Genomic DNA, 21,946 nt, shown 5'->3' with positions numbered 1-21,946 from the left:
CTTCATCAGCGTTCATCGTCTCACCAACGGTAAGGCGGCCCGAAGGCTACGGGGGCGCGGCCGAATTACGTCCTGATCGATACTTACCCAGCTCAGGACTTAGCGACCCGTCGATGGCCCGGCAACCGAACTGCAACCGTCCCCATACGCTCAGTAATGCCCGTATTCGGTGAGGTGATTCACAGCCGGTAATCCGGCATCTCCGTCATGACCGATTCCACCCATCCAACCGTACCTATGAGGCACTTGTCGCCTTCATGGGTGACACGCCAATATAGGCGTGGAATGTCCGTTACCAGTGGTAACGATGTGACGAAAATCGTGCGCAGTTAGCCGTGTGAATACACTGCGGTCATCCGGTTGGAGAGAATGATCCTCCCAGCCGCCCCTACGCTGTCTTTTCGGACAGTTGACGCATCGTAGCGGCTTGCTACGTTGGTCGACAGAAGCGAAAGCCCTACGCTTCTTGCCGCCAGATCTGCCGATCGAACCGCTTTGCCGCCCCGGGAAGGGACCGACATGGAGTTTTCGACGCCCGCCATGAACACGAGGGGTGACGGAGGAACGTCACCGACCGTGAGCGTGGTGATTCCGACCCTCAACGAGGAGCGCAACCTCCCGCACGTGTTCGCCAAGCTGCCGGCGAACATCGACGAGGTGGTTCTGGTCGACGGCGGCTCGAAGGACCGGACCGTCGAGGTCGCGCGTGAGCTGCGCCCCGACGTCGTCGTGGTGCACCAGACCCGCACCGGCAAGGGCAACGCCCTCGCCTGCGGTTTCGCCGCCTGCACGGGCGACATCATCGTGATGATCGATGCCGATGGCTCGACCGACCCGGCCGAGATCCCGCTGTTCGTGCAGAAGCTGGTCGACGGCGCCGACTTCGTGAAGGGCAGCCGGTTCAACCACGGCGGCCACAGCCACGACATCACCAAGCTGCGCAAGCTCGGCAACGACGGTCTCAACCTGGTGGTCAACGTCCTGTTCGGGACGAAGTTCACCGACCTCTGCTACGGCTACAACGCGTTCTGGCGCACGGTCGTGCCGGTGCTCGACCTGCCCGACACCCGGCTGCCCAAGAAGACCGACGGCACCAAGCACTGGGGCGACGGCTTCGAGATCGAAACCATGATCAACATCCGGGCCGCTGTCGACGGGATGAAGGTCGGCGAGGTCGGCAGCATCGAGCACCGCCGCATCCACGGCGAGACCAACCTCAACACCTTCCGCGACGGCTTCCGCGTGCTGCGCACCATCTTCAGCGAGTACGGCCGCATGCGCAGCCAGAAGCGCAAGGGCGAGCGCCGCCCGGGTGGCGTCATCGTGCACCAGCAGCCGGGCAGCCGGGCCCACGGTCCCGCGCACACCCCGGAAGCGCCCGCGCCGGCTCCCCGCGTGGGCGACGAGGTCGGCGCCGTGAGCACCGACATCAAGCCGCTGAGCTGACCGGACCCGCGACCCGTCCCCACCCCTCGCTTCAGGAGACGCTCCCGTGGAATCCACCCCCCTCGACACGACCATCGTGATCCCGACGCACACGGAGGAACGCTGGTCCTCGCTCGTCCGGACGGTCGCCTGCGCCCGGTCGCAGGAACCCGAGCCGGCCGAGGTCGTCGTGGTCGTCGATCACAACCCCGACCTGTTCCGCCGCATCCAGCGGGACCTGCCGGGGGTGACCGTCCTCGAGAACGCCTACGCCAAGGGCGTCTCCGGCAACCGCAACACCGGCGCCTTCCACGCGAAGACCGCCCTCGTCGCCTTCATGGACGACGACATCACGGCCGGCCCCGACTGGCTGGAACGGCTCGTCCAGCCGTTCAGCGACCCCCGGGTCGTCGGCACGGGCGGGGGCATCATCCCCGCCTGGGAAGGGCCGGAACCACGCTGGATGCCGGCGGAGTTCCTGTGGGCGGTCGGCGGCTCGTACGCCGGCATGCCCACCGAGACCTCGCCGATCCGCAACGTGTGGTCGGCCAGCATGGTCGTACGCCGCGAAACCTTCGACGCCGTCGGCGGCTTCCGGGTCGGCTTCGGCAAGCTGGGCGACCGCAACCGCCCCGAGGACACCGAGCTGTGCCTGCGGATGAGCGCGCACGCCGGCGGCCACTGGATGTACGTGCCGGGCGCGACGATCCGGCACGAGGTGCCGGCGAACCGTTCGACCTTCCCGTGGTTCGTCAAGCGGTGCTACGCCGAGGGCCGCGGCAAGGTGCAGATGGCCGGTCTCGACGACGGCGGCGACCGCGACACGCTGGGCGCCGAGCGTTCGTACCTGTGGTCGCTGCCCAAGGCCGCGCTGCGCAACCTGGGCGCCGGCCTGACCGGCAAGGGCGCCGACAACTTCCTGCGCGCCGGCGGCATCGTCGCCGGCGTGGCCGCGGCCGGCTGGGGCGGGGTCGTCGAGACGATCGCCGCCAAGCGGGCCCCCAAGTCCCAGTTGGAGGCCGCCCGATGAGCGCCGACCTCGGCCGCAGCGTCATCCCGGCGCAGCGCAGCGCGTCCGCCACCGAACTGCCCGGCATCGTTCGCGACCTCGAGCTCTCGCAGCCCCTGCCGACGATCCCGGCCGTGCAGCCCGACGGCCGCCGCGCCGAGCAGGCCTGGCTGCTGGTCCGGCTCTTCTCCGAGCCGCTGGGCGCCCTGCTGCTCGACATCCCGGCGGCGGGCCTGCACCCGGCCGACCTGGCCCAGGCCGTCGAGGCCGAGCTGGGCGAGGCCGTCCGCCTTCGCCTCGGCGACGGCCCGGTGCCGCTGCACGGCGTCAACCCGGCCAGCGAGCCCGAGTTCCTGGCCGAGCGGCGCGCGGTCCTCACCACCGCGCCGCACATCACCGTCGTGGTCTGCACCCGCGAGCACCCGGTCGAGCTGGCCAAGTGCCTGGACAGCCTGCTGGCCCAGGAGTACCCCGCGTTCCGCGTGCTGGTCGTCGACAACGCGCCAGTCACCGACGCGACCGCGCAGGTCGTACGGGCCGCCGCCGCCCGCGGCCGGGTCGACTACATGGTCGAGCCCAAGGGCGGTCTGTCGTTCGCCCGCAACGCCGCCGTCAAGGCCGCGCCGGGCGAGATCCTGGCCTGGCTCGACGACGACGAGGAAGCCGACCCGCACTGGCTGGCCGAGGTCGCCCGCGCCCTGCACGAGCACCCCGAGGCCGACGTGATCTCCGGCGTGATCGTGCCGGCCGAGCTCGAGACCAAGGCGCAGATCTGGTTCGAGCAGTTCGGCGGGCACAGCAAGGGCCGCGGGTTCAAGCCGGACGTGTTCGGCCCGCACACCCGGCACATCCAGAGCCCGCTCTACCCGCTGCCGCCGTTCGGCACCGGGGCGAACATGACCTTCCGGCCCGGCGTGATCGAGCGGATCGGCCTGTTCGACACCGCGCTCGGCGCCGGCACCCCGGCCATGGGCTCCGAGGACACCCTCGCTTTCACCCAGGTGCTGCTGACCGGGGGCACGATCGTCTATCAGCCCTCCGCGATCACCCGGCACTACCACCGGCGCGACCTCGAGGGTTTGCGCAAGCAGATGGTGGGCTACGGCACGGGGCTGGTGGCCGCGTACACGAGCCTTCTGGTCAGCCGACCGGGCCTGATCTTCCCGCTGATGCGGCTGGCGCCGAGCGCGTTGAAGGACATGACCGGCAAGGACACCGCCCGAACTGCGACCATCCGCGAAGACTTCCCCCAGGAGCTGCTCTCGGCGAACCGCCGTGGCATGCTGGCGGGTCCGCGAGCCTACTTCACATCTCGCCGGGCGGCACGGGCCAAGGAACGCGCCACCCAGGCCTAGGAACACGCGTCACGGCCGGCGTCGTGACGTTCACGGAGGACGGGAATACATGCAGCAACGCTCGGCCGACATGCCGGACCAGCCGGACTCCACCGTCCGGATCGTTCTGGGCGCCGCCGGCGAGGCCCAGCCGGCCCCGGACGCGACGGCGGTGATCTCCACCGTCGACAAGGACGCGACCACCCGGCTCGAAATCGGCGACAAGACCGTCCGGATCCCGATCGGCCCCGACGACTCGTCGCAGACCCGGTTCATGCCCGCCCCGGTGATCACCACCGGCGGCGGCGCCCCGGCGCTGTCCGAGGAGCCGGCGGCCGCGGCCGACCACGAGTCCGGCGCCGACCACCGGCCCGAGTTCGCGCTCGTCGGCATCGTGGCCGGCGTGCTGGGCCTGCTCGGGCAGGTCGTCCCCGAGGGGCCGGGCCGCCTGGTCCTGCTGCTCGTGCTGACCCTGTTCGGCCCGGGCGCGGCCCTGCTGTCCGTGGCCAACGTGCGCAACCGCCTGGTCTCCTGGGCGCTCGCCGTGGCCGGCAGCCTGGCCGCCGTCACACTCCTGTCCTCGGTCACGCTGTGGCTGCGGGTCTGGGAGCCGGCGATCTGGCTCAGCGCGCTCGCCGGCGTCACCGTGGCCGGCTCGGCGGTGCAGTTCTTCCGGCTCTCGCGGGCCAAGGTGCCGCTGATCCTGGGCCGGGTCGGCAAGCCGTACGACAAGATCGACAACGGCCTCGCGCTCGGCGTCATCCCCTTCGTGACGCTGGCCGCGGGCGTCGGCCTCTGGGTTCTCGCGCTCGCCCAGATCTCCCCCGACCAGGTCGGGCTGTACGGCTTCAGCGCGGCGCTCGGCGTGCCCTTCGTCGTCGGCGTCGTGGTGCTGTTCATCGGCTTCGCTGTCGAGCTGTTCGGCCGGGCCCGGCCGCTGGTCATGGCGGCCTACCTGATCGTCGTGCCGATCATCATGCAGGCCACCGTCCCGCTGCTGGACGGCACGATCGAGTACGCCTGGACGTACAAGCACATCGGCGTCGTCGACCTGATCCGCGAGAACGGCAGCCTGATCAGCGGCAGCGACATCTACCAGCAGTGGCCCGGCTTCTTCGCCGCGGTGGCCGGCCTGTCGCAGATCTCCGGCGTCGACGGCCTCTCGTTCGCGGCCTGGTCCTCGCTGCTGTTCGCGCTGGTCACCTCGCTGATGACGGCCGCCCTGCTGCGCCAGTTCACCAAGGACCGCCGGGTCATCGCGCTGGCCGTGCTGCTGTTCCAGGCCTGCATGTGGGTCGACATCGGCTACTTCTCGCCGCAGGCGCTGGTCTTCGCGCTGATGCTGGCGTTCTGGGTGATCGTGACCCGCTGGCTGGTCGGCGCCCCTGAGGTCAAGTCCGAGCCCAAGGGCCGGATCGCCCGGCTGCGTGCCTGGGCCGTCCAGGGCATGCCGGCGCGCCCCCAGACCGACGCCCGGACCCGGCGTTACGCCGCCCTCGGCGCCACCGGGCTGTTCGCCGCGATCATCGTCTCGCACCAGCTCACCCCGGTGCTGATGATGGTCCCGCTGTTCGCCCTGACGATCCTGGGCATCCTGCGGCCGCGGGTGTTCCTGGCCGGTCTGGTCGCGCTCATGCTGCTCTTCTTCGTGCCCCGCCTGGGCTCGGTGAACAGCCAGTACAGCCTGTTCAGCTTCGACCTGCTGTCCAACGCCTCGGGCAACTCGGCCAGCTGGAACACCCCCGAACAGGAGTTCTCGGCGACCGTCTCGCGGGCCCTGGCCCTCGGGGTCTGGCTCGCCGCGCTGATCGCCGTCTTCCTGACCCGCAAGAGGCTGGGCCGGGTCCTGACGCCCGCGCTGATCGGCTTCCTGCCGATGGTCACCCTGGTCGCCGGCAACTACGGCGGCGAGGCGATCTACCGGGTCTTCGCCTTCTCGATGCCGTTCGTCGGGCTGCTGATCGGCGTGCTCTGGGCCGGCAAGGGACGCCGCGGGGTGCCCGCGATGCTGGCCTCCGGCGTGATGCTGGCCGTGCTGCTGCTCGCCGGTCTGCAGGGCCTGCAGGGCCAGCTGATGGTGCACCAGGTGCGGGCGACCGACATCGAGGCGGCGCAGTACTTCTACGCCAACGCCGAGCCCGGTTCCGGCCTGGTCCTGGTGGCGCCGAACTTCCCGACGAAGCTCGAGGCCAACTACGGCGAGTTCAACAAGGGGCACGTGTCGGTCGACATCTCGCTGATCGGCGACCCGCTGTTCACCGGCAACATCAACGGCACCCGCCTGCCGGACATCGAGACGTACATCCGCGCCATGAACTACCCCACCAACTACCTGGTGGTCAGCGACGCGATGGACGACTACACCGACTACTTCGGCACGGCCGACGACAACGCGATGCAGTCGCTCGACTCGGCCCTGCGCGCCTCGGCCAACTGGCAGGTCTTCTACCAGGCCCCCGGCGTAGCGATCTTCAAGCTGGTCGGCGCCCCCGCCACGCAGTAAAGATCAACGGCAAGGTCCAAGGCCCGTTTCCCATACGGTCGGGAAGCGGGCCTTTTGCGTGAGTGAACGTGGGTTTCGGGGCGCGCGTCCCGATAGCCTCTGGGTGTGAAACTGTTCAAGCTGGGCCGTCCGCAGATCATCGCCCTGGTGATCGCGGGTCTGGTCGTGTTCGCCCTGATCGCGGGCCGCGGCGCCGACTCCGGCGACGAGGGGCCGGGCGTCCTGGACAACGCGGCCGTACGCGCGTGCGACGACTTCGCGGCCGGTCAGGCCTCCGCCCGCAGCAACTCGGCCCGACTCTCCCTCGCCGACAAGGTCACCACGTCCGCGGTCAAGAGCGACAACGAACCGGTACGCAACCGCGCGATGGAACTGGGCCGCAACGCCGACGAGGGCAACACCGCCTGGCGTACGGCCTCCGACGCTTTCACCCAGGCCTGCCGGGACGCCGGCTGGTCCGCCCCGTGACCGGGCACATCGCCGACGAACTAACATTTGGAGGGCCAGGGCACATGACCGATGGCGCTGTTGATCCGATCGCCGTGAAGCTGGGGCATCTGTTCGGGGCGAGCGACACCGACGGGGACGGACTGGTCGACTGGAACGACTACGAACGCCTGATCAGTCGCTACCTGGACGGATACGGCATCGCGGCGGAGGACGACCGGGCGCATGCGCTGCGAGCCGCCTACCAGAGGTACTGGTCCGAGCTGCTGCGCCACGTGAACGGCGTCGATCGGCTGTCGAAAGAGCAGTTCGTGGCGGGGAACAAGGCGGCGGGCGCCGACACGAGTCAGTTCACCATGGCTTCGGTGGTCCCGCAGGCGATCTTCGACGTGATGGACACCGACGGGGACGACGCCATCAGCAAGCCGGAGTACAAGGTGTTCCTGGAGGCGTGGGGCGTGTCGGACCTCGAAGCGCTGAACGTCTTCCTGGAACTCGACACCGACGACGACGGCCGGATCAGCCGCGACGAGTTCATCGGCGCCATCCGGGACTTCTTCACCTCACCCGAGCTCGACTCGCCCGCCAGCCTCTTCTTCGGCCACATCGAACGCTGAACCGCACTCGGCGGCGGCCGGACCGGGTTCAGCGTTTGAGGGTGGAGGCTTTGTCGAAGCCGGTGCGGGAGACCCATTCGTCGTACGGGACGGACGCCTCGGTGAAGCTGCCGTTGAGGATCGAGAAGTTGTTGTCGCCGGTCTGGTAGTTGTTCTTGTCGATCGTCATGTTGGGCGAGTCGCCGCCGTCGATCTGGAGGCGGAAGATGGGCACGCTGTCGTTGCGGGTCACCGTGTTGCCGGTGATCTTCAGGCCCTCGATGCTGCCGGCGAAGTCGCTGCCGGTGGCCAGCAGGAACGTGAACTTCTTCATGTCGGCGAAGGTGTTGTTGCTGACCGTCATCCCGGCCGCGCAGCGCAGCACCATGCCGGTGTCGTTGCCGAAGCCGGATTCGGTGCCGCCGTTCGCCCGGTTGTCGCTGAAGACGTTGTTGGCGCAGCCGCCCCCGTTGCCGGTGCCGGTCTCCATCACGCCGTCGTTCGCCTCGAACGTGTTGCCGGTGATGGTGACGTTGGCCGCGTCGTAGATCTCGATGCCCCCGCCGTCGATGCCGTAGTCCTCGGACGGGCCGTGGTTACGCCGTACGGTGTTGTCGCGGAACACCGGGCCCGGCTTGGCCGTGATGAAGGTGGCCGACAGCCCGTACCCGCCGAAGTCGTCGCCGTCGGGCTTGGAGTTCTGGATGATCCTGTCCTGGTCGTGCACGTTGTTGCCGTCGACCAGCACGCCCCGGCCGCCGCCGGTCACGCCGATGCCGGCGCCGTTGTGGTGCACCTCCGAGCCGGTGACCCGTACGTCGTTGGAGTCGGTGACCAGGATGCCGTAACACCCCACCGGCAGGCCGGCCGAGTTCTCGCCGTGGCTGTCGCGCACCGTCACGCCGCGGATGGTCACCTTGCTGGTCTTGTGCACCCGGATGCCGCTGCCGTGGTCCCCGTTGACGTTGACGTTGGCGTCCGGCTTGGGCACGCAGCCCTGTACGGTCAGGTCGGCGATCGTGGTGCCCGTGGCCGCGACCAGGATGCCGTCGCGTACGCCGGACACGCCCTCGACCGTCGCGCGTTCGCCCGGGGCACTGGTCACGGTCAGGTTCGGGCGCGAGACCGTGAACGGGGCGTACGTGCCGTCCCGTACGAAGATCTTGGACTTGGCCGGCGCCACCTCGACCGCGTGCGCGATCGTCTTCCAGGGCTTCTCGGGGCTGCCGTCGGCGTCGTCGGAGCCGCGCGTGGAGACCCACAGGCCCGGCCCGGCCGCCTCGACGTCGGGCGGGCCCTCGTAGAAGTAGGCCCGATAGCCCGCGGCCGCCGTGCCGCCGAGCAGCAGCACCATCAGCAGCCCGAGCCAGCGGCGGCGGGTACCGGCCGGGGCGCGATGGCTGCTGCGCCTCGACCGGTGATGCGCTCCGGTCACCCGGTGAAGACCGGGTCGTTCGACATCGCCTTGTAGGCCGCCAGCGACGCCGCCGACGAGTCGATCCGCCAGTTCTCCCGGGAGGAGGGGTGGGTGTCGGTGTCGAACCAGACCGACGCGCCGACCGCGGGGTGCGCCTTGATCCAGGAGCGCAGGGCGGCGATCCATTCCGGCTTGGTGCCGCCGCCGCGGTCCACGACCGAGACCTCAGTGATCATGATGGGCTTCCGGGAGCTGTACGTCGCGTAGAACTCGTCGAACATGTCGCCCGGCGAGTGTGCCTGGGCGAAGCCGGATACACCGGCCCAGTCGACGTATTCATCCCCCGGATAATAGTTCGTGAACGCGTTCCAATCCTCGGCGGGGCGCGAATTCCAGTTGGGGCTCCAGACCCACGAGACATTGTCCGCGCCCTCCTCCCGGAAGATCCGGTGGATGCGGCGAAACGCCTGGATGTAGCCCTCGGTGTCCCGGTTGTTGCCGGGTCCGCCCCATTTGTAGAAGTCGCGGTTCATGTCCCAGGCCCAGCGCATCAATGTGGGCTTTTTCCGCTGCGCCATACGCTTTGCGGCACGCGCGATGAGTTTGTCCGATGCGCCGCCGTTGACATCTTTGTACTCGGGCCCGCGCCACGAGATCATCAGCGTGCTCTTGCCGGACACGTAGCCCAGCGAGACCGGCAGCGGATCGGTCCACGAGTAGTACCGGTGGACGATCCGCTCGGGCCTCCCGAGCTGACGGCGACGCAGGTCGATCCCCGCGTTGACGCCCATGCCCTTCAGATCCACGTACGCGCCGAGCATGACCGCGCCCTGCTTGAAGCGCACCGGGCCACCGCCCTCGGTGACCGGCGGCAGAGACCCCGGAGCCTCGCTGGCCGAGGGCGGCGGGTGCGACACGACGGGCGGCACTTCGTCGTCGGAGCGGTACTGCTCGCAGCCGGCGAGCGGGACGGCGGCCAGGGACAGGCCCAGCAGACTACGGCGCTTCACGTGAGGTTCCGTCCGAACGTGCGGGCCACCTTACGGACCGCGCGCCAGCCCGGCTGGGCCAGCTGCTTGACCTTGGGGATCAGGCCGGCCTCGCCGTGCTTCACCAGCTCGACCAGGTCGGCGCCGCTGTGGTCGGGGGTGGGCTGCAGACGGGGCACGGCGAGCCTCTTCTCGCCCGGCGTGTGCAACCGGCGGCCGACCTCGGTGGCGTTGTCGTACCCGGTGGCGGCGACGAGGTCGCGGACCCGGCGGCTGTTGTACCCGTGCGGGTAGGCGAACGACCGCACCCTGGTCTGCAGCCGCTGCTCGAGCTCGTCGTGGCTGCGGGTGATCTCGTCGCGCAGCTGATCCGGCGGGAGGACGTCGAGGGGGTGGTGGATCAGGCTGTGGTTGCCGATCTCGACCCCGGCCGCGGCCACCTCGTCGAGCTCGTCCCAGGTGAGCATCGGGCCGAAGTCGGGCGCCCACTGGCCCAGCCAGCCCGCCGTGCCGCCGAGGTGCCCGACCGACGCGTACAGGGTGGCGCCGGCCCCCGTCTCCTGGAGGATCGGCACCCCCTCGGTCAGGAAGTCGCGGTAGCCGTCGTCGAACGTGACGGCGAGGAGCCTGTCGGTGCTGCCGGCGGCCAGCAGGTCGAGCGCCTCGGTCAGGCCGACCAGGCGATAACCCGCGGCGCCCAGCGCCTGCAACTGCTCGCGCAGCAGGGCGGGCGGCACCGCGAGATCGCGCATCGGCCCGCCGACGGCGGACACGGAGTGGTACATGAGCGCCGGCAGGGTGTCCCAGCCCGGCCTCGTCGTCACGGTCACGCGGTCGTCCTCGTACGGCTTGTGGTCTGAGGTTCCACGCTAGGTGGAACCCTTGCGCAGGGTTGCGGAAACTTCACTTTCGTCCCTCTGCCGAAAGTCGTAGGCGAAGTCCCGCTCCGGGCAGAGGCGCGCAGGGATCACCACCCGGAAGGGTGAAGGCTATGACATTCGATCCGTTGCGCTGCGCGGAGGCTACTTGTCAGGCGGCCGTCGTGCTAGGGGCAACCCTCGTTCCGGCCGCCTGGCAGACCCTCGACGGCAGCCTGGCCGCCGTGCTGGCCGCGATGTTCGTGGTCATCTCGGCCGCGATCTATGCCTTGCACGCGGTCACGTTCGACTCGTTCCGGCTCATCCGGCACCGTGACCGGCAGATTTTCTCCACCGGCGCCCATGACGAGTGAACCGTGGGATCGCCCGGCCCGTACCCCCGGTCGACGACGGTCCTTCACCACCCGGGGGCGACGGGATATGTTCCGATTGATCCAGATGCAGGCCGAGAGCGGCGTTCCGCGCATCAGCGTGGCTTCCGACGGCTACGCCAGCGCCCGGACCGCGCTGACCCGATATCGCAGCGCCCCCGCCGCCTATTTCGGGGTGGGCCGCTTCGACCACGAGGGCACCCTCGCCGAGATCATCCTCGACCGGCTGTGCGGCCCGCTGGGTGACTGCCCGCGCCCGGCCACCCTGGTGCACGCGGCCACCTATTACCGGCTCTGCGAGACTTGCGCGACCGGGCTCGACGTGCTCACCGTACCCGAGCTCGCCCGGCTGCTCGGCATCGCCTGCCGCCTCGCCCCGGTGCCCGCCCGAGCCGGCCGGCACGCCGCCCCCGAGGAGCCGTCGCCCGCCGGCAACCGGATCGCCCGCGAGTTCGCCACCCGGGTCGACGACCCGCACTGGCGCCGCGCGCTCTGCGCCGAGCTGGTGCACACGCCGGGCGCGGTCAACGGCCTGCTGATCGGCGTGGGCGCGCTGACCCACCGCGACGTGCTCGACCTCTATCCCCGCCTGCGCTCGCTGGCCGACGAGCTTCCGGCCACCGTACGGGATGAGCTCTCTCGCGCGACCGCACGGCCGCTGTCACCGGCCGGGGTGGCCGGGCTGCGTCTCGGGCTGGGCGGCCGTTAGCCGGAAACTGCGTACGCTCCCCTCCCCCGGGCAGTCCCCGCAGACGGTCACGTGGGCGACGCCGGCACTGATGGTCAAACCCGACGGCGCGGTCAGCCCGGACGAAACCACTGTGGCTCGCCGTCCGCGCCCCTCGACGCGGACGAGCGCACCGGTGCGGTCGCCGCTGAGCAGGCCGTGCCGGGCGAGCTCGAGGACGTAGAGCCCGCCCGGCCCCCACTCGAGGTCGACCACGGCCGTGAACCCGCCCGCGAACACCTCCGGCGGCCGGCCCGGCACGACCCGCCACACCCGCGCCCGGCCCGGCGGGAACGGGAAACCGGTCAGCTCCCCGACGTAGAACGCGCCGTCCGGCCCCAGGGTGACCGCGCTCGGCGCCGGCGGCATGCGCACCGGCCCGCCCCGCGGTGTGCCGTCGGGCAGCCGGGCGGGCGCCGGCACCACCCGGCTCGGGAACGACGCCACGGTCGTCCGCCGGCCCCGCGGCGCGAGCCGGACCAACGTGTCCCCCTCGGCCACGTAGACCCGGCCCCGGCGATCCGACGCGGTGTCGAACGGCCCGGCCGCCGGCGGCTCGACCGGCGGCGCGCCCGCCAACGTGGCGGCCAGTGCGACGGCCGCGATCGATCCAGTGATCATGTGCTTTCCCCCGTTGCTTCCCCCGCACCGGTATAGGGCCTTCCCGCGCCCGGCGGTCCCGCTGAGTCGTCGATCCGACCGCGTACGGTGATCGACATGACGCTCACGTTCGACTCGCTGGTGTCCCGCGCCCGCGGCCTGGTCAGCGGTGGCCGTCGCGCGGTCCTCGGCATCGCTGGGCCGCCCGCCGCCGGCAAGACCACGCTGGCCGAGGAGCTGGTCGCGGCGCTGGGGCCGGAACCGCCGTACGGGCCGGCCGCGGGCGCCTGGGTCGCGCACGTGCCGATGGACGGGTTTCACCTGGCCGACGTCGAGCTGGAGCGGCTCGGACGGCGGGACAGAAAGGGCGCGCCGGACACGTTCGACCCGCTCGGGTATGCGGCCCTGCTGCGGCGGCTGCTCGCCGACGAGGACGAGATCATTTACGCGCCCGGGTTCGAACGGGTCATCGAGCAGCCGATCGCGGGGGCCATCCCGATTCCCCGTACGGCCCGGCTGATCGTCAGCGAGGGCAACTACCTGCTGCTCGACGACCCGGCGTGGCGCCCGCTACGCGAACTGTTCGCCGAGGTCTGGTACGCCGACCTCGACCACCCGGAACGCCTGCGCCGGCTGATCGACCGGCACGTGCGTTTCGGCAAGGACGAGACCACGGCGATCGAATGGGCCACCGGCACGGACGAGCGCAACGCTGTCCTGATCGAGGCGGCGCGGGAACGGGCCGATCTGATCGTGCCGGCCGCGGTTGTCCACAGCGTCGGCAATCCGCCCGGCTGAGGTGTCATAGTTCAACGCGTGTCCGTGGGTGAAGCAGTCGAGACCGAGCCGCGCCGCCGCCGGCCGGGGCGCGTGATCCGGTTCGCGCTGACCATCGGCGGGGTGCTGTTGCTGCTGTTCGGCGTTCCGTGGTGGACGCTGGCCGGCTCGGGCAACGCCTGGCCCGGCCCGGTCCGGGTGATCGCCACAGTCGTGTTCGCTCTGGCCCTGGCCGCGTTCCCGCTCCTGATGTTCTCGGGTCACGGCCGGCACCATCGCGACGGCCCGGCTGTGATCGCCGACACGATGCTCGGTGTGGTCTGGGTTCTGTTCGTCTGGTCGATCATCGGTCAGCTCTTCGCCGCGGTGCTCTGGGCCTTCGGCGTCGACAGCCCCGCCCGCTCCCGCATCGCCACGGTGGCGGTCCTGACCGTCTCGGTGGTCCTGCTCGTGTGGGGTTACGCGGAGGCCCGGCGGGTGCCGCGGGTGCGCCGGGTCGAGGTGCCGCTGCCCCGGCTGGGCGCGGGCCTCGACGGCCTGCGGCTGGTGCTGCTGACCGACACGCACTACGGCCCGATCGAACGGTCGCGCTGGTCGCGCCGGGTCACCGAAGTGGTCAACACGCTCGACGCCGACGTGGTCGCGCACACCGGCGACATCGCCGACGGCCTGGTCGAGCAGCGCCGCAGCCAGGCCGCGCCGCTGGCCGACATCCAGGCGTCGATGGCCCGGGTCTACGTGACCGGCAACCACGAGTACTTCAGCGGCGCCCAGGGCTGGGTCGACCACATGACCGAACTGGGCTGGGAGGCGCTGCACAACCGCCACGTGACGGTCACCCGCGGCGGCGCGACGCTCGTCATCGCGGGCGTCGACGACCGTACGGCCGCGGGCTCCGGAGTGCCCGGCCACCACGCCGACCATGAGGCCGCGCTGGCCGGCGCCGGCCCCGGCCTGCCGATCGTGCTGCTGGCCCACCAGCCGGCCCAGATCGCCGGGGCGGTCGCCCACCACGTCGACCTGCAGATCTCCGGCCACACCCACGGCGGCCAGATGTGGCCGTTCCACTACCTGGTGCGTCTCGACCAGCCGGTGCTGCAGGGGTTGTCGCGCCACTCCGAGCACACCCAGCTCTACACGAGCCGGGGCACCGGCTTCTGGGGGCCGCCGTTCCGGATCTTCGCCCCCAGCGAGATCACCCTGCTGACGCTACGGTCCGCCTGACCCGACCCGAAACCCGCGCCGCCCTACACCCGACCCGACCCGACGCCCGCGCCGCCCCCGACCCGACCCGACCCGACACCCGCGCCACCCAACACCCGACCCGACCCGACACCCGCGCCACCCAACACCCGACCCGACGCCCGCGCACCCAACACCCGACCCGACGCCCGCGCCACCCAACACCCGACCCGACGCCCGCGCCACCCAACACCCGACCCGACGCCCGCGCCGCCCTACACCCGACCCGACACCTGCGCCGCCCGACACCCGAGCCGCCCGACACCCGAGCCGCCCGACACCCGAGCCGCTCGACGCCGAGCGGCTTGCCGCCGGACGGCAACTCACGCCGAACGCCGCCACCAAGACCCCGCCTTACGCCACAATTCGCCGGATTTATCGGCTTTCATGCGGACGTGACCGCGTCGGCCGCGGCGAGCATTTGGGCGGCGAGGGGTTGCAGACCTACTGCGGTCAGGACCAAGCCGGTGTTCACCCGCTCGGCCAGGCCCCATTCCCAGATCGCCACGGGGTCGGTGCCGGTGCGGGCGGCCAGCCAGCGGGCACGGTCCCATGGGTTGCCGGCCATCAGCTCAAGCGGGTCCTCACGCATGAGGACGCCGAGGTCGTACTCGGGTTCGGCCCACAGGCCGTCGGGGTCGACGAGCTTGAACCCGTCGCCCGCGCGCAGGGCGTTCCACTGGTGCACGTCCCCGTGATTCAGGACTGCGCGGGCCGGGTCGTGTGCTCGGCGGCGGCTCTCGGCGGCAGCCAGCGCCTGATCGACGGCCGCTCTGCTGCACGGCCGACCCAGCCCGTCCCATTTTAATCGCATATATGAGGACAACTGAACTGCTTTGTCGGCACCGGAGGGGAGAGGCATTGAGGGGAGGGACGGCCCGGTCGGAAGGGACCGCCCGGCTGGAAGAGGCGACCCGGCCGGAAGAGGCGACCCAGCCGGAAGAGGCGACCCAGCCGGAAGAGGCGACCCAGCCGGAAGAGGCGACCCAGCCGGAAGAGGCGACCCAGCCGGAAGAGGCGACCCGGCCGGAAGAGGCGACCCGATCGGAGGGGACGACCCGGTCGGGAGGGACGGCGCGATGCGGGAGGACGGCACGGTCGAAGCGGGCGGCGCGGTGGGAAGCGGCGGCGCGGCAGGAAAGGGCGGCGCGGCCGGGACAGATGAGTCCGCCGGGAGGGTTGGATCGGGGGCGGGCGTTGCCGGCGGAATGGGGCGCCAGATCGCGGCGGCCAGGTCGGTGAGCAGGGCCAGCCGGGTCGGCTGGGGCAGGGACAGGCCGGACATCGCGGGGCCGAGGCGTTCCAGCAGCAGGGCGCCACGGGACTCGTCGGCGGCCAGCAGGCGAGCGCAGCCCACCCCCGCGGTCAGGCGAAGCACGGTGATCTCGTGGCGGGCGGCGTGGCCGGGGCGGGGAACGTGCAGCTTCAGCACGGCGGGGCTGCCGTCGGCACGGGTCACGGCGGTGACGTAGGCCTCGGTGCCGTCGGGGAACGCCTCACCCGGGGTGAGATCCCACCGTTCGCAGAGTTCGCGCACGAGATCGGGCAGGGATTCGAGCCACCCCTCGGCGCCGGCGTTCAGGGCCTTCTCGCGTACGGGGGACGGAAGATTTTTCACAGCGGTCAAGGGTGACAGGCGCCATGCCCGTGGGCCACGTAATTCCGTTGAAGACCTTCTGCCCGCGGATGAGGATGGTGGGACCCCTCCCCACCGATCAGAGGAACTCATCAATGCGCCTGCTTCGCGATCTGTGGGCCACCTCGAGGAGCCGTTCGGCCCTCGTGGCGACCCTCATCCTGCTCGGTGCAGCAGGATCGGCGGGCGCGCTGGCTCTGTCGGGCCAGGTTCTCGTCAATCGGTCCATGCCGCTGTTCGTCGTGCTCGCGGCCGCGCTCGTCGTGTCCGTGCTGACCGACGTCTTCGTCGGGCTGGTCGCCGCCCGGCTCACCGCCGACTGGGCGGCCCGCGTCCGCCGCGAGCTCAACCGGGTCGCCTTCGGTCAAGACGTGCCCACGCTCGAGAACACGCCGGTCGGCGAGCTGCTCGACCGGATCGACTCCGATGTCTACGAGGTCGGCTCCCAGCTGCGCGGCAGTGGGGTGCGGATCGCCCAGTCGGTGGCCGTCGCGGTCTTCTCGATCGTGACGGCCTTCTTCGTGTGGTGGCCCGCCGGCGTCGGCATGGTGCTCGTGTCGATTCTGCTCTACGTCACCATGAACAAGCCGATCCAGCGCATCTCCGCGCGCCGCATCGCCGAGGAGGAGGCCTGGTCCGACCTCGCCGCCGCGATGGAGGAATCCATCCACGGGCAGGACGACGTGCGCACCAGTCTCGCCGCGCCCTACGTGCGGCGCCTCTACGCCCAGCGTGCGGCCGAGGTGCTGCGGCGCGGGCGGCTCGTCTGGCGTTCGTCGGCGCGCATCACCATGGGCGCCGGCGCCATCACCCGTACGCTCATCGCGGTCCTCGTGGTCGTCGGCGCGTGGGCACTGATCAACAACCACATCGACGGCGCCCGCCTGACCGCCGTGTGGCTGCTCGCGCTCGGCTTCGGCGGCACCCTCGAACACGTCACCCGCATGGTGCCCGAGCTGCAGAACGCGCTGGGCGCGTGGAGCCGCGTGCAGCTGCTGCAGGACGTGGCGCAGGAACCGACCGACGGGTTGCCGCCGGTCGACGGTGACCTGGTCGTCCGCAACCTCACGTTCCGCTACGGCGAGTCCGACAGCGGCCGCCCGCCGGCCCTCAAGGACGTCAGCCTCACCTTCGCGCGCGGACGTTCGTACGCGTTGATCGGGCGCACCGGATCGGGCAAGTCGACGCTGGCAAAGGTGCTGACCCGCGCGGTCGACGTGCCCCGCGGCACGGTCTTCCTGGGCGGGGTCGACCTCAACGACCTGGCCGTCGAGGGCCTGCGCCGCTGGACGGCGATCGTCCCGCAGCGTACGGAGATCCTCGCCGGCACCCTGGCCGAGAACATCGCGCTCTTCGACCCGGACCTGCTGCCCAAGGCGCAGGGCGCGCTCGACGAGCTGGGCCTGAGCCCGTGGGCGGCCGGCCTGCCCGACGGCATCGACACCAAGCTCGGCGAGGGCGGCTACAAGCTCTCCGCCGGGCAGGAACAGCTCGTCGCCTTCGCCCGCATCCTGGTCCGCGACCCCCACGTCGTGATCCTCGACGAGGCCACGGCGCGGATGGACCCGGTCACCGAGTCCTGGGTGCAGCGCGCCACCGACCGCCTGCTGGCCGGGCGCATCGGCGTGATCGTCGCGCACCGGTTGTCGTCGGTGCAGCGCTGCGACGAGGTCGTGGTGCTCTCCGACGGCGAGGTGCTCGAGTCGGGGCCGCTGCGCGAGTCGCGGCGCTTCGCCGAGCTCATGGCCAGCAGCGCCCTCTCCGTGCCGGCCACGGTGGGCGGCGGCGTGGCGTTGGTCGAGGAGGATCGCGACTGGGACACGGCCGCCCAGGTCGAACTGGGCGCCGAGGCGCTGGCCAACAAGCTGCCGCCGGTCGAGCCGCCGCCGCTGCCCGAGCAACCACCCGCCCGTACGATGCGTGAGATCTTGCGTCTGGCGTTGAACGACAAACGGTACGGGCTGGCCGCGGTCGGGCTGTTCGTGGTGCTCGTGCTGCTCGGCCTCGACGGCGCGATCCTGCCGCTGCTCTGGGCCAACGTGGTCGACGGCCTGGGCAGCCCGCTCTACCCCGCCATCGGCATCGCGGCCGGTCTGCTGCTCGCGATCCCGACGCTCTATTACACCGGCGCCTGGTTCCCCGAGTGGTGGGTGCGGCAGATGCTGCGGATCAGCATGCGCCTGGTGCACGGCCAGATCGGCCCGCGCCGGATCAGCAAGCACACCCCGGCCGAGGTGGTGGCCCAGGGCGGCGACACCGAACGTGTGGTCATGCTGGCCGACAACCTCATCGACAACGCGACCAGCCTCGTGATGATCGTCGCGATGACGTGGGCGTCCCAGTCGATCGTGCCGGCCCTGTTCTTCCTCGGGACGATGGTGGTGTCCGGCCTCGCGGCGACGCTCTTCGGTCCACGCCTGGAAAAGGCCGCCCGCCGTACGGTGGCAGCCCGCGCGGCGTTCGCCACTGCGCTCGTGTCGTCGCTGTCGGCCGCCCGTACGGTGAAGCTGGCCGGCGCCACCGAGCCGGTGCTGGCCCACCTGGCCCGCCTCGACGGCGCGCGCAGCGAGCTGCAGCGTCGCGAGATCGCCATCCAGGTGTGGGCGCGTTCGACGCCGTCGATCGCCAGCGGCCTGCTGCCGATCGCCGCCTGGGCCATGTACCTGGCGGGCTCGTTGTCGGCCGCCGCCACCCTCATCGCGGTGGCGACGCTGGGCGCCGCGCGCTGGTTCGCCTGGACCACGGCGTCGCTGGTCAGCCAGCTGCCCTCGGCCCGGGTGTGGACCCGCCGCACGGTGGCGATGACGGGCGTGCCGGATTACTCCTCCGACGTCGACGGCGTCGACCTCTCGGCCGGCACCGCCCCCGCGCCCCCGACGGCGCCGCGCAACCCGCTGCGCACGCTGGAGCTACGCCGGTTCAGCGCGGTGCACGAGAACGGCACGGTGGGAGCGCAGGACGTCGACCTCACCGTGGAGCGTGGCCAGCTCGTACTGGTGGTGGGGCCGGTCGGCTCGGGCAAGTCGTCGCTGCTGCGCGCGCTCGCAGGCATCGTCCACCACGCGGGCGAACTGCGGTGGAACGGCGTGCCGGTCGACGAGCCGGAGGTGTTCCTGCGGCCCAACCAGGTGGGCTACGTGGCCCAGCTGCCGCGCGTGCTGTCCGGCACGGTAGCCGACAACATCCAGCTCGGGCACGAGGTGGACGCGGCCGACGCGGTGTCGACGGCCCAGCTCGAGCACGACCTGGCAGCGGCGGGCGGCGGCCTTCAGCTGCTGATCGGGCACAAGGGCACCCGGTTGTCCGGCGGCCAGTTGCAGCGCCTGGCGTTGGCGCGAGCGCTGGCCCCCCGTACGGAATTGCTGATCGCCGACGACGTCTCCTCGGCGCTCGACGTGACGACCGAGCTGGAACTGTGGCGGGCGTTGCGTGAGCACGGCGTGACGGTGGTCGGTTCGACCTCGAAGCGGGCGGCGCTGAGCCGGGCCGACCGAGTGGTCGTGCTGATCGCCGGCCGGGTCGAGGATCAGGGCACATGGAAGGAGCTCGAGGACCGCTGGGGCCACCTGGCGGGCTGACCCTCGCGGGGGCTCACCCTCGCGGGGCTCACCCTCGCGGGGGCTCACCCTCGCGGGGGCTCACCCTCGCGGGGGCTCACCCTCGCGGTTCGGCTCCTCGGATGTGAGGCAGAGTCACGTCTGCGGTGCTGCCGGTCCGCGAGACAGGCTCGGGGCCGCAGGTTCGTGACCAGGGCAACACCCCAAGACCTCAACGACCGGAGCACTCCAGCAACTCACATCTGATAACGGCTACGCGCTTGCATCAGGGCCTGATGAAGCCGGAGGGCTTCCGTCGGCCGGGGCGCCCGGACCCGCATCCGGTGTGGGAGCGGTCGGCTCGGTCGCAGGCGCAGTGGGAACCGTCGGCTCCGCCGCAGACGCAGTGGGAACCGTCGACTCCGCCGCAGACGCAGTGGGAACCGTCGACTCCGCCGCGGGCAGAGTGGGATCGACCGAGGGGGCCCGCATCGGGGCTGCCGCGGGGTGCGGCGACGGCGACGGCATCCCCCACGGCGCGGACGGCGCAGCGTGCGGATGCGGATACGTCGGGCCGACGGTCGAGGGTGGATACATCGGGCCCGAAGACGGGGGCTCGGACGCGGAACCGGGGGCTGGGTGTGGGTCGGTCGAGGCGGGGTCAGGGGGCAGATACATCGGCACGGGCGCTGGAGGGAACGGGCTGGCAGCGGCCGGGTAGTACGGGGCAGGCGCAGCGGCGTACGGGTAGGGCGTCGCGGCGTACGGGGCAGGCGTGGCTGCGTACGGGAAGGGCGTCGCGGCGTACGAGGCAGGCGCGGCGGCGTACGGGAAGGGCGTCGCGGCGTACGAGGCAGGCGCGGTGGCGTAAGGGTAGGGCGTCGCGGCGTACGGGGCAGGCGCGGTGGCGTACGGGAAGGGCGTCGCGGCATTCGGGGCGGGCGTGGTGGCGTACGGGGAAGGGAATTGCCGGGGAACCGGGGCGGGGGGAACGGGCTCGCCGCGGCGGAAGTAGCGGGCGGACGGGGGTGTTGCGAGCAGCACCACCACGGCGACGGCCAGCAGCAGGGCCAGCATGAGGCAGGTGGTGGTGATGATGTCGTACGCGAGGGACCAGCCGCCGCTGTCGGCGGAGTAGACGGTTTCGGTGAAGGCGTCGCCGGTGAAGTCGCCGGTGAGGTCCGGGTCGTCCTCGTAGACCGCCGGGTCCCCGAACGGAAGGGCGATCATGGCGAACGCGAAGACGCCGAGGACGCCCAGGAAGCAGGACATCAGCACGCACAGGCTCGGCGCGCCCACACCGACCCAGGTCAGCACGCGGCCGACGTTGCTGCCGCGGCGCACGAGGACGGCGCTGATGCCGAGCCAGACGGCCAGCACGAACAGCGGCACGCCCACGAACAGCAGGCCCGCGATGTTGTCCTCGCGTTCCCAGCTCACCGCCGTCATGTCGGGCTCGGAGGTCGTCCGTACGGCCTCGTTGATCAGCCCGTTGTAGTGGACGGCGTCGAGGATCGACACGACCACCACGATCAGCAGGGCCGCGACCAGGGCCACCTGCAGCCGGTAGGCGACGGTGACCACCGCGGGCCGGGTGGGCGGGGCGTTCTCGAGGACGGGTGCCGAAGTCACCAGCGCACCGTACGGGCCCCGCACCCCGCCCGGCAGCCCCGGACGGCCAGACTTCCGTCCGTCAGTTGATCTGGGACCGCATCTGCTTGACGGCCGCGGCGACGGTGTCGGCCGGGATGGCGAAGCCGACCCCGATGCTGCCCGTCGAGGAGTCGCTCGCCGTGGCGATGGCCACATTGATGCCGATCACATGCCCGGACAGGTCGACCAGCGCGCCGCCCGAGTTGCCCTCGTTGATCGGGGCGTCGGTCTGCAGCAGGCCGCTCAGCTGCTCGCTGCCGGCACTGGTGGCCGTGTCGATGCTGCGGCCGACCGCGGACACGATGCCCGAGGTGACCGTGTTCTCGAGGCCCAGCGGCGCGCCGAAGGCCAGCACGGTGTCACCCACGGCGACGCTGTCGTCGGTGCCGAACGTGACCGGGGTCAGGCCGGACACCCCGGTCGCCTGCACCAGGGCCAGGTCGTGGGTGGTGTCGGTGGCGACGACCCGGGCCGGCACGGTCTGACCGGTCGACAGCCGTACGCTCACCGTTCCGTCGCTCGCGACGACGTGGTTGTTGGTCAGCACCAGCCCGTCCGAGCTGATCACGACCCCGGAGCCGAGCGATGACGAGCGGGCGCCGTCGACGAGCACGGTCACCACGCTGGGCTGCACCTGCTTGACGATGGCGGCCAGGTCGTCGCCCTCGGTGATGGTGGCAGGGGCGGTTGCGGTGCTGGTGCTGGTGCTGCGGGAGTCGGTCAGGTAGCGCTCGGCGGCCACTCCCCCGGCGGTGCCGCCGGCGGCGATCAACGCGAGCACGGCGGCCCCACCGGCCAACCGGCGC

General features: G+C 71.2%; 18 protein-coding genes and 1 pseudogene. 11 read left to right on the top strand and 8 right to left on the bottom strand.

Annotated features, from left to right (window positions below):
- Nucleotides 1-576 precede the first annotated feature (576 nt).
- From C8E87_RS31730 to C8E87_RS31705, 6 genes are all read left to right on the top strand, one after another.
- Complete coding sequence (locus C8E87_RS31730; protein ID WP_239080525.1) at nucleotides 577-1,446, top strand: glycosyltransferase family 2 protein; 870 nt, start codon at nucleotides 577-579, stop codon at nucleotides 1,444-1,446.
- A gap of 46 nt (nucleotides 1,447-1,492) precedes the next feature.
- Nucleotides 1,493-2,455 carry a glycosyltransferase family 2 protein gene (locus C8E87_RS31725; protein ID WP_133876480.1) on the top strand — a complete coding sequence of 321 codons (963 nt, stop codon included), beginning with the start codon at nucleotides 1,493-1,495 and terminating at the stop codon, nucleotides 2,453-2,455.
- The gene (locus C8E87_RS31720; RefSeq protein WP_133876479.1) at nucleotides 2,452-3,789 is read left to right on the top strand and encodes a glycosyltransferase family 2 protein; all 1,338 of its coding nucleotides are present in this window, start codon (nucleotides 2,452-2,454) and stop codon (nucleotides 3,787-3,789) included. Before C8E87_RS31725 ends, C8E87_RS31720 begins: the two co-directional genes overlap by 4 nt.
- 49 nt (nucleotides 3,790-3,838) lie before the next feature.
- On the top strand, nucleotides 3,839-6,271 hold the full coding sequence (locus C8E87_RS31715; RefSeq protein WP_133876478.1) for a hypothetical protein: 2,433 nt from the start codon (nucleotides 3,839-3,841) through the stop codon (nucleotides 6,269-6,271).
- Between the two features lie 105 nt (nucleotides 6,272-6,376).
- A complete protein-coding gene (locus C8E87_RS31710; RefSeq protein WP_133876477.1) occupies nucleotides 6,377-6,739 on the top strand; it encodes a hypothetical protein in 363 nt (120 codons plus the stop codon).
- Between the two features lie 44 nt (nucleotides 6,740-6,783).
- Complete coding sequence (locus tag C8E87_RS31705) at nucleotides 6,784-7,335, top strand: EF-hand domain-containing protein (RefSeq protein WP_133876476.1); 552 nt, start codon at nucleotides 6,784-6,786, stop codon at nucleotides 7,333-7,335.
- Nucleotides 7,336-7,363: 28 nt separating this feature from the next.
- Here C8E87_RS31705 and C8E87_RS31700 read toward each other — a convergent pair whose 3' ends face one another.
- Genes C8E87_RS31700 through C8E87_RS31690 form a run of 3 tightly spaced genes read right to left on the bottom strand, consistent with a single transcriptional unit; the run spans nucleotide 7,364 to nucleotide 10,550 of the window.
- A complete protein-coding gene (locus C8E87_RS31700; protein WP_133876475.1) occupies nucleotides 7,364-8,749 on the bottom strand; it encodes a right-handed parallel beta-helix repeat-containing protein in 1,386 nt (461 codons plus the stop codon).
- Nucleotides 8,746-9,741 (bottom strand): glycoside hydrolase family 26 protein, encoded by a 996-nt coding sequence (locus tag C8E87_RS31695; protein ID WP_133876474.1) that lies wholly within the window; start codon nucleotides 9,739-9,741, stop codon nucleotides 8,746-8,748. Before C8E87_RS31695 ends, C8E87_RS31700 begins: the two co-directional genes overlap by 4 nt.
- Entirely contained in the window at nucleotides 9,738-10,550 is an 813-nt protein-coding gene (locus C8E87_RS31690) for a polysaccharide deacetylase family protein (RefSeq protein ID WP_133876473.1), read from the bottom strand. Before C8E87_RS31690 ends, C8E87_RS31695 begins: the two co-directional genes overlap by 4 nt.
- A gap of 161 nt (nucleotides 10,551-10,711) precedes the next feature.
- Between C8E87_RS31690 and C8E87_RS31685 the strand changes: the two genes are divergently transcribed.
- Together C8E87_RS31685 and C8E87_RS31680 are read left to right on the top strand one after the other, a co-directional pair.
- The gene (locus C8E87_RS31685) at nucleotides 10,712-10,951 is read left to right on the top strand and encodes a hypothetical protein (RefSeq protein ID WP_133876472.1); all 240 of its coding nucleotides are present in this window, start codon (nucleotides 10,712-10,714) and stop codon (nucleotides 10,949-10,951) included.
- Between the two features lie 67 nt (nucleotides 10,952-11,018).
- A complete protein-coding gene (locus C8E87_RS31680) occupies nucleotides 11,019-11,678 on the top strand; it encodes a hypothetical protein (protein ID WP_133876471.1) in 660 nt (219 codons plus the stop codon).
- Here the strand turns inward: C8E87_RS31680 and C8E87_RS31675 are convergent.
- The gene (locus tag C8E87_RS31675) at nucleotides 11,631-12,317 is read right to left on the bottom strand and encodes a ScyD/ScyE family protein (protein WP_133876470.1); all 687 of its coding nucleotides are present in this window, start codon (nucleotides 12,315-12,317) and stop codon (nucleotides 11,631-11,633) included. The genes C8E87_RS31680 and C8E87_RS31675 overlap by 48 nt on opposite strands.
- 96 nt (nucleotides 12,318-12,413) lie before the next feature.
- Here C8E87_RS31675 and C8E87_RS31670 point away from each other — a divergent pair, with 96 nt between their 5' ends.
- Nucleotides 12,414-13,094: a nucleoside/nucleotide kinase family protein gene (locus C8E87_RS31670; protein WP_133876469.1), complete on the top strand. Its 681-nt coding sequence runs from the start codon at nucleotides 12,414-12,416 to the stop codon at nucleotides 13,092-13,094.
- Nucleotides 13,095-13,112: 18 nt separating this feature from the next.
- The gene (locus C8E87_RS31665; RefSeq protein WP_133876468.1) at nucleotides 13,113-14,297 is read left to right on the top strand and encodes a metallophosphoesterase; all 1,185 of its coding nucleotides are present in this window, start codon (nucleotides 13,113-13,115) and stop codon (nucleotides 14,295-14,297) included.
- Nucleotides 14,298-14,700: 403 nt separating this feature from the next.
- Here C8E87_RS31665 and C8E87_RS45865 read toward each other — a convergent pair whose 3' ends face one another.
- Both C8E87_RS45865 and C8E87_RS46840 read right to left on the bottom strand, forming a co-directional pair.
- Nucleotides 14,701-15,003, bottom strand: a complete 303-nt coding sequence (locus tag C8E87_RS45865) for a hypothetical protein (protein WP_341771752.1) — start codon at nucleotides 15,001-15,003, stop codon at nucleotides 14,701-14,703.
- Between the two features lie 513 nt (nucleotides 15,004-15,516).
- Nucleotides 15,517-16,044, bottom strand: a pseudogene (locus C8E87_RS46840) (aminoglycoside phosphotransferase family protein); the annotation flags it as partial.
- Nucleotides 16,045-16,046: 2 nt separating this feature from the next.
- Between C8E87_RS46840 and C8E87_RS31645 the strand changes: the two are divergent.
- On the top strand, nucleotides 16,047-19,529 hold the full coding sequence (locus C8E87_RS31645) for an ATP-binding cassette domain-containing protein (RefSeq protein ID WP_133876467.1): 3,483 nt from the start codon (nucleotides 16,047-16,049) through the stop codon (nucleotides 19,527-19,529).
- A gap of 231 nt (nucleotides 19,530-19,760) precedes the next feature.
- Here the strand turns inward: C8E87_RS31645 and C8E87_RS31640 are convergent, their stop codons facing one another.
- Both C8E87_RS31640 and C8E87_RS31635 read right to left on the bottom strand, forming a co-directional pair.
- Nucleotides 19,761-21,119 carry a hypothetical protein gene (locus C8E87_RS31640; protein ID WP_133876466.1) on the bottom strand — a complete coding sequence of 453 codons (1,359 nt, stop codon included), beginning with the start codon at nucleotides 21,117-21,119 and terminating at the stop codon, nucleotides 19,761-19,763.
- Nucleotides 21,120-21,180: 61 nt separating this feature from the next.
- Nucleotides 21,181-21,921 carry a S1C family serine protease gene (locus C8E87_RS31635; RefSeq protein WP_239080527.1) on the bottom strand — a complete coding sequence of 247 codons (741 nt, stop codon included), beginning with the start codon at nucleotides 21,919-21,921 and terminating at the stop codon, nucleotides 21,181-21,183.
- Between the last annotated feature and the right edge of the window lie 25 nt (nucleotides 21,922-21,946).

Source organism: Paractinoplanes brasiliensis (assembly GCF_004362215.1).
Lineage (GTDB): Bacteria > Actinomycetota > Actinomycetes > Mycobacteriales > Micromonosporaceae > Actinoplanes > Actinoplanes brasiliensis.
The sequence above is the reverse complement of the archived record's forward strand: the minus strand, read 5'-3'. Positions and strand labels throughout refer to the sequence as shown.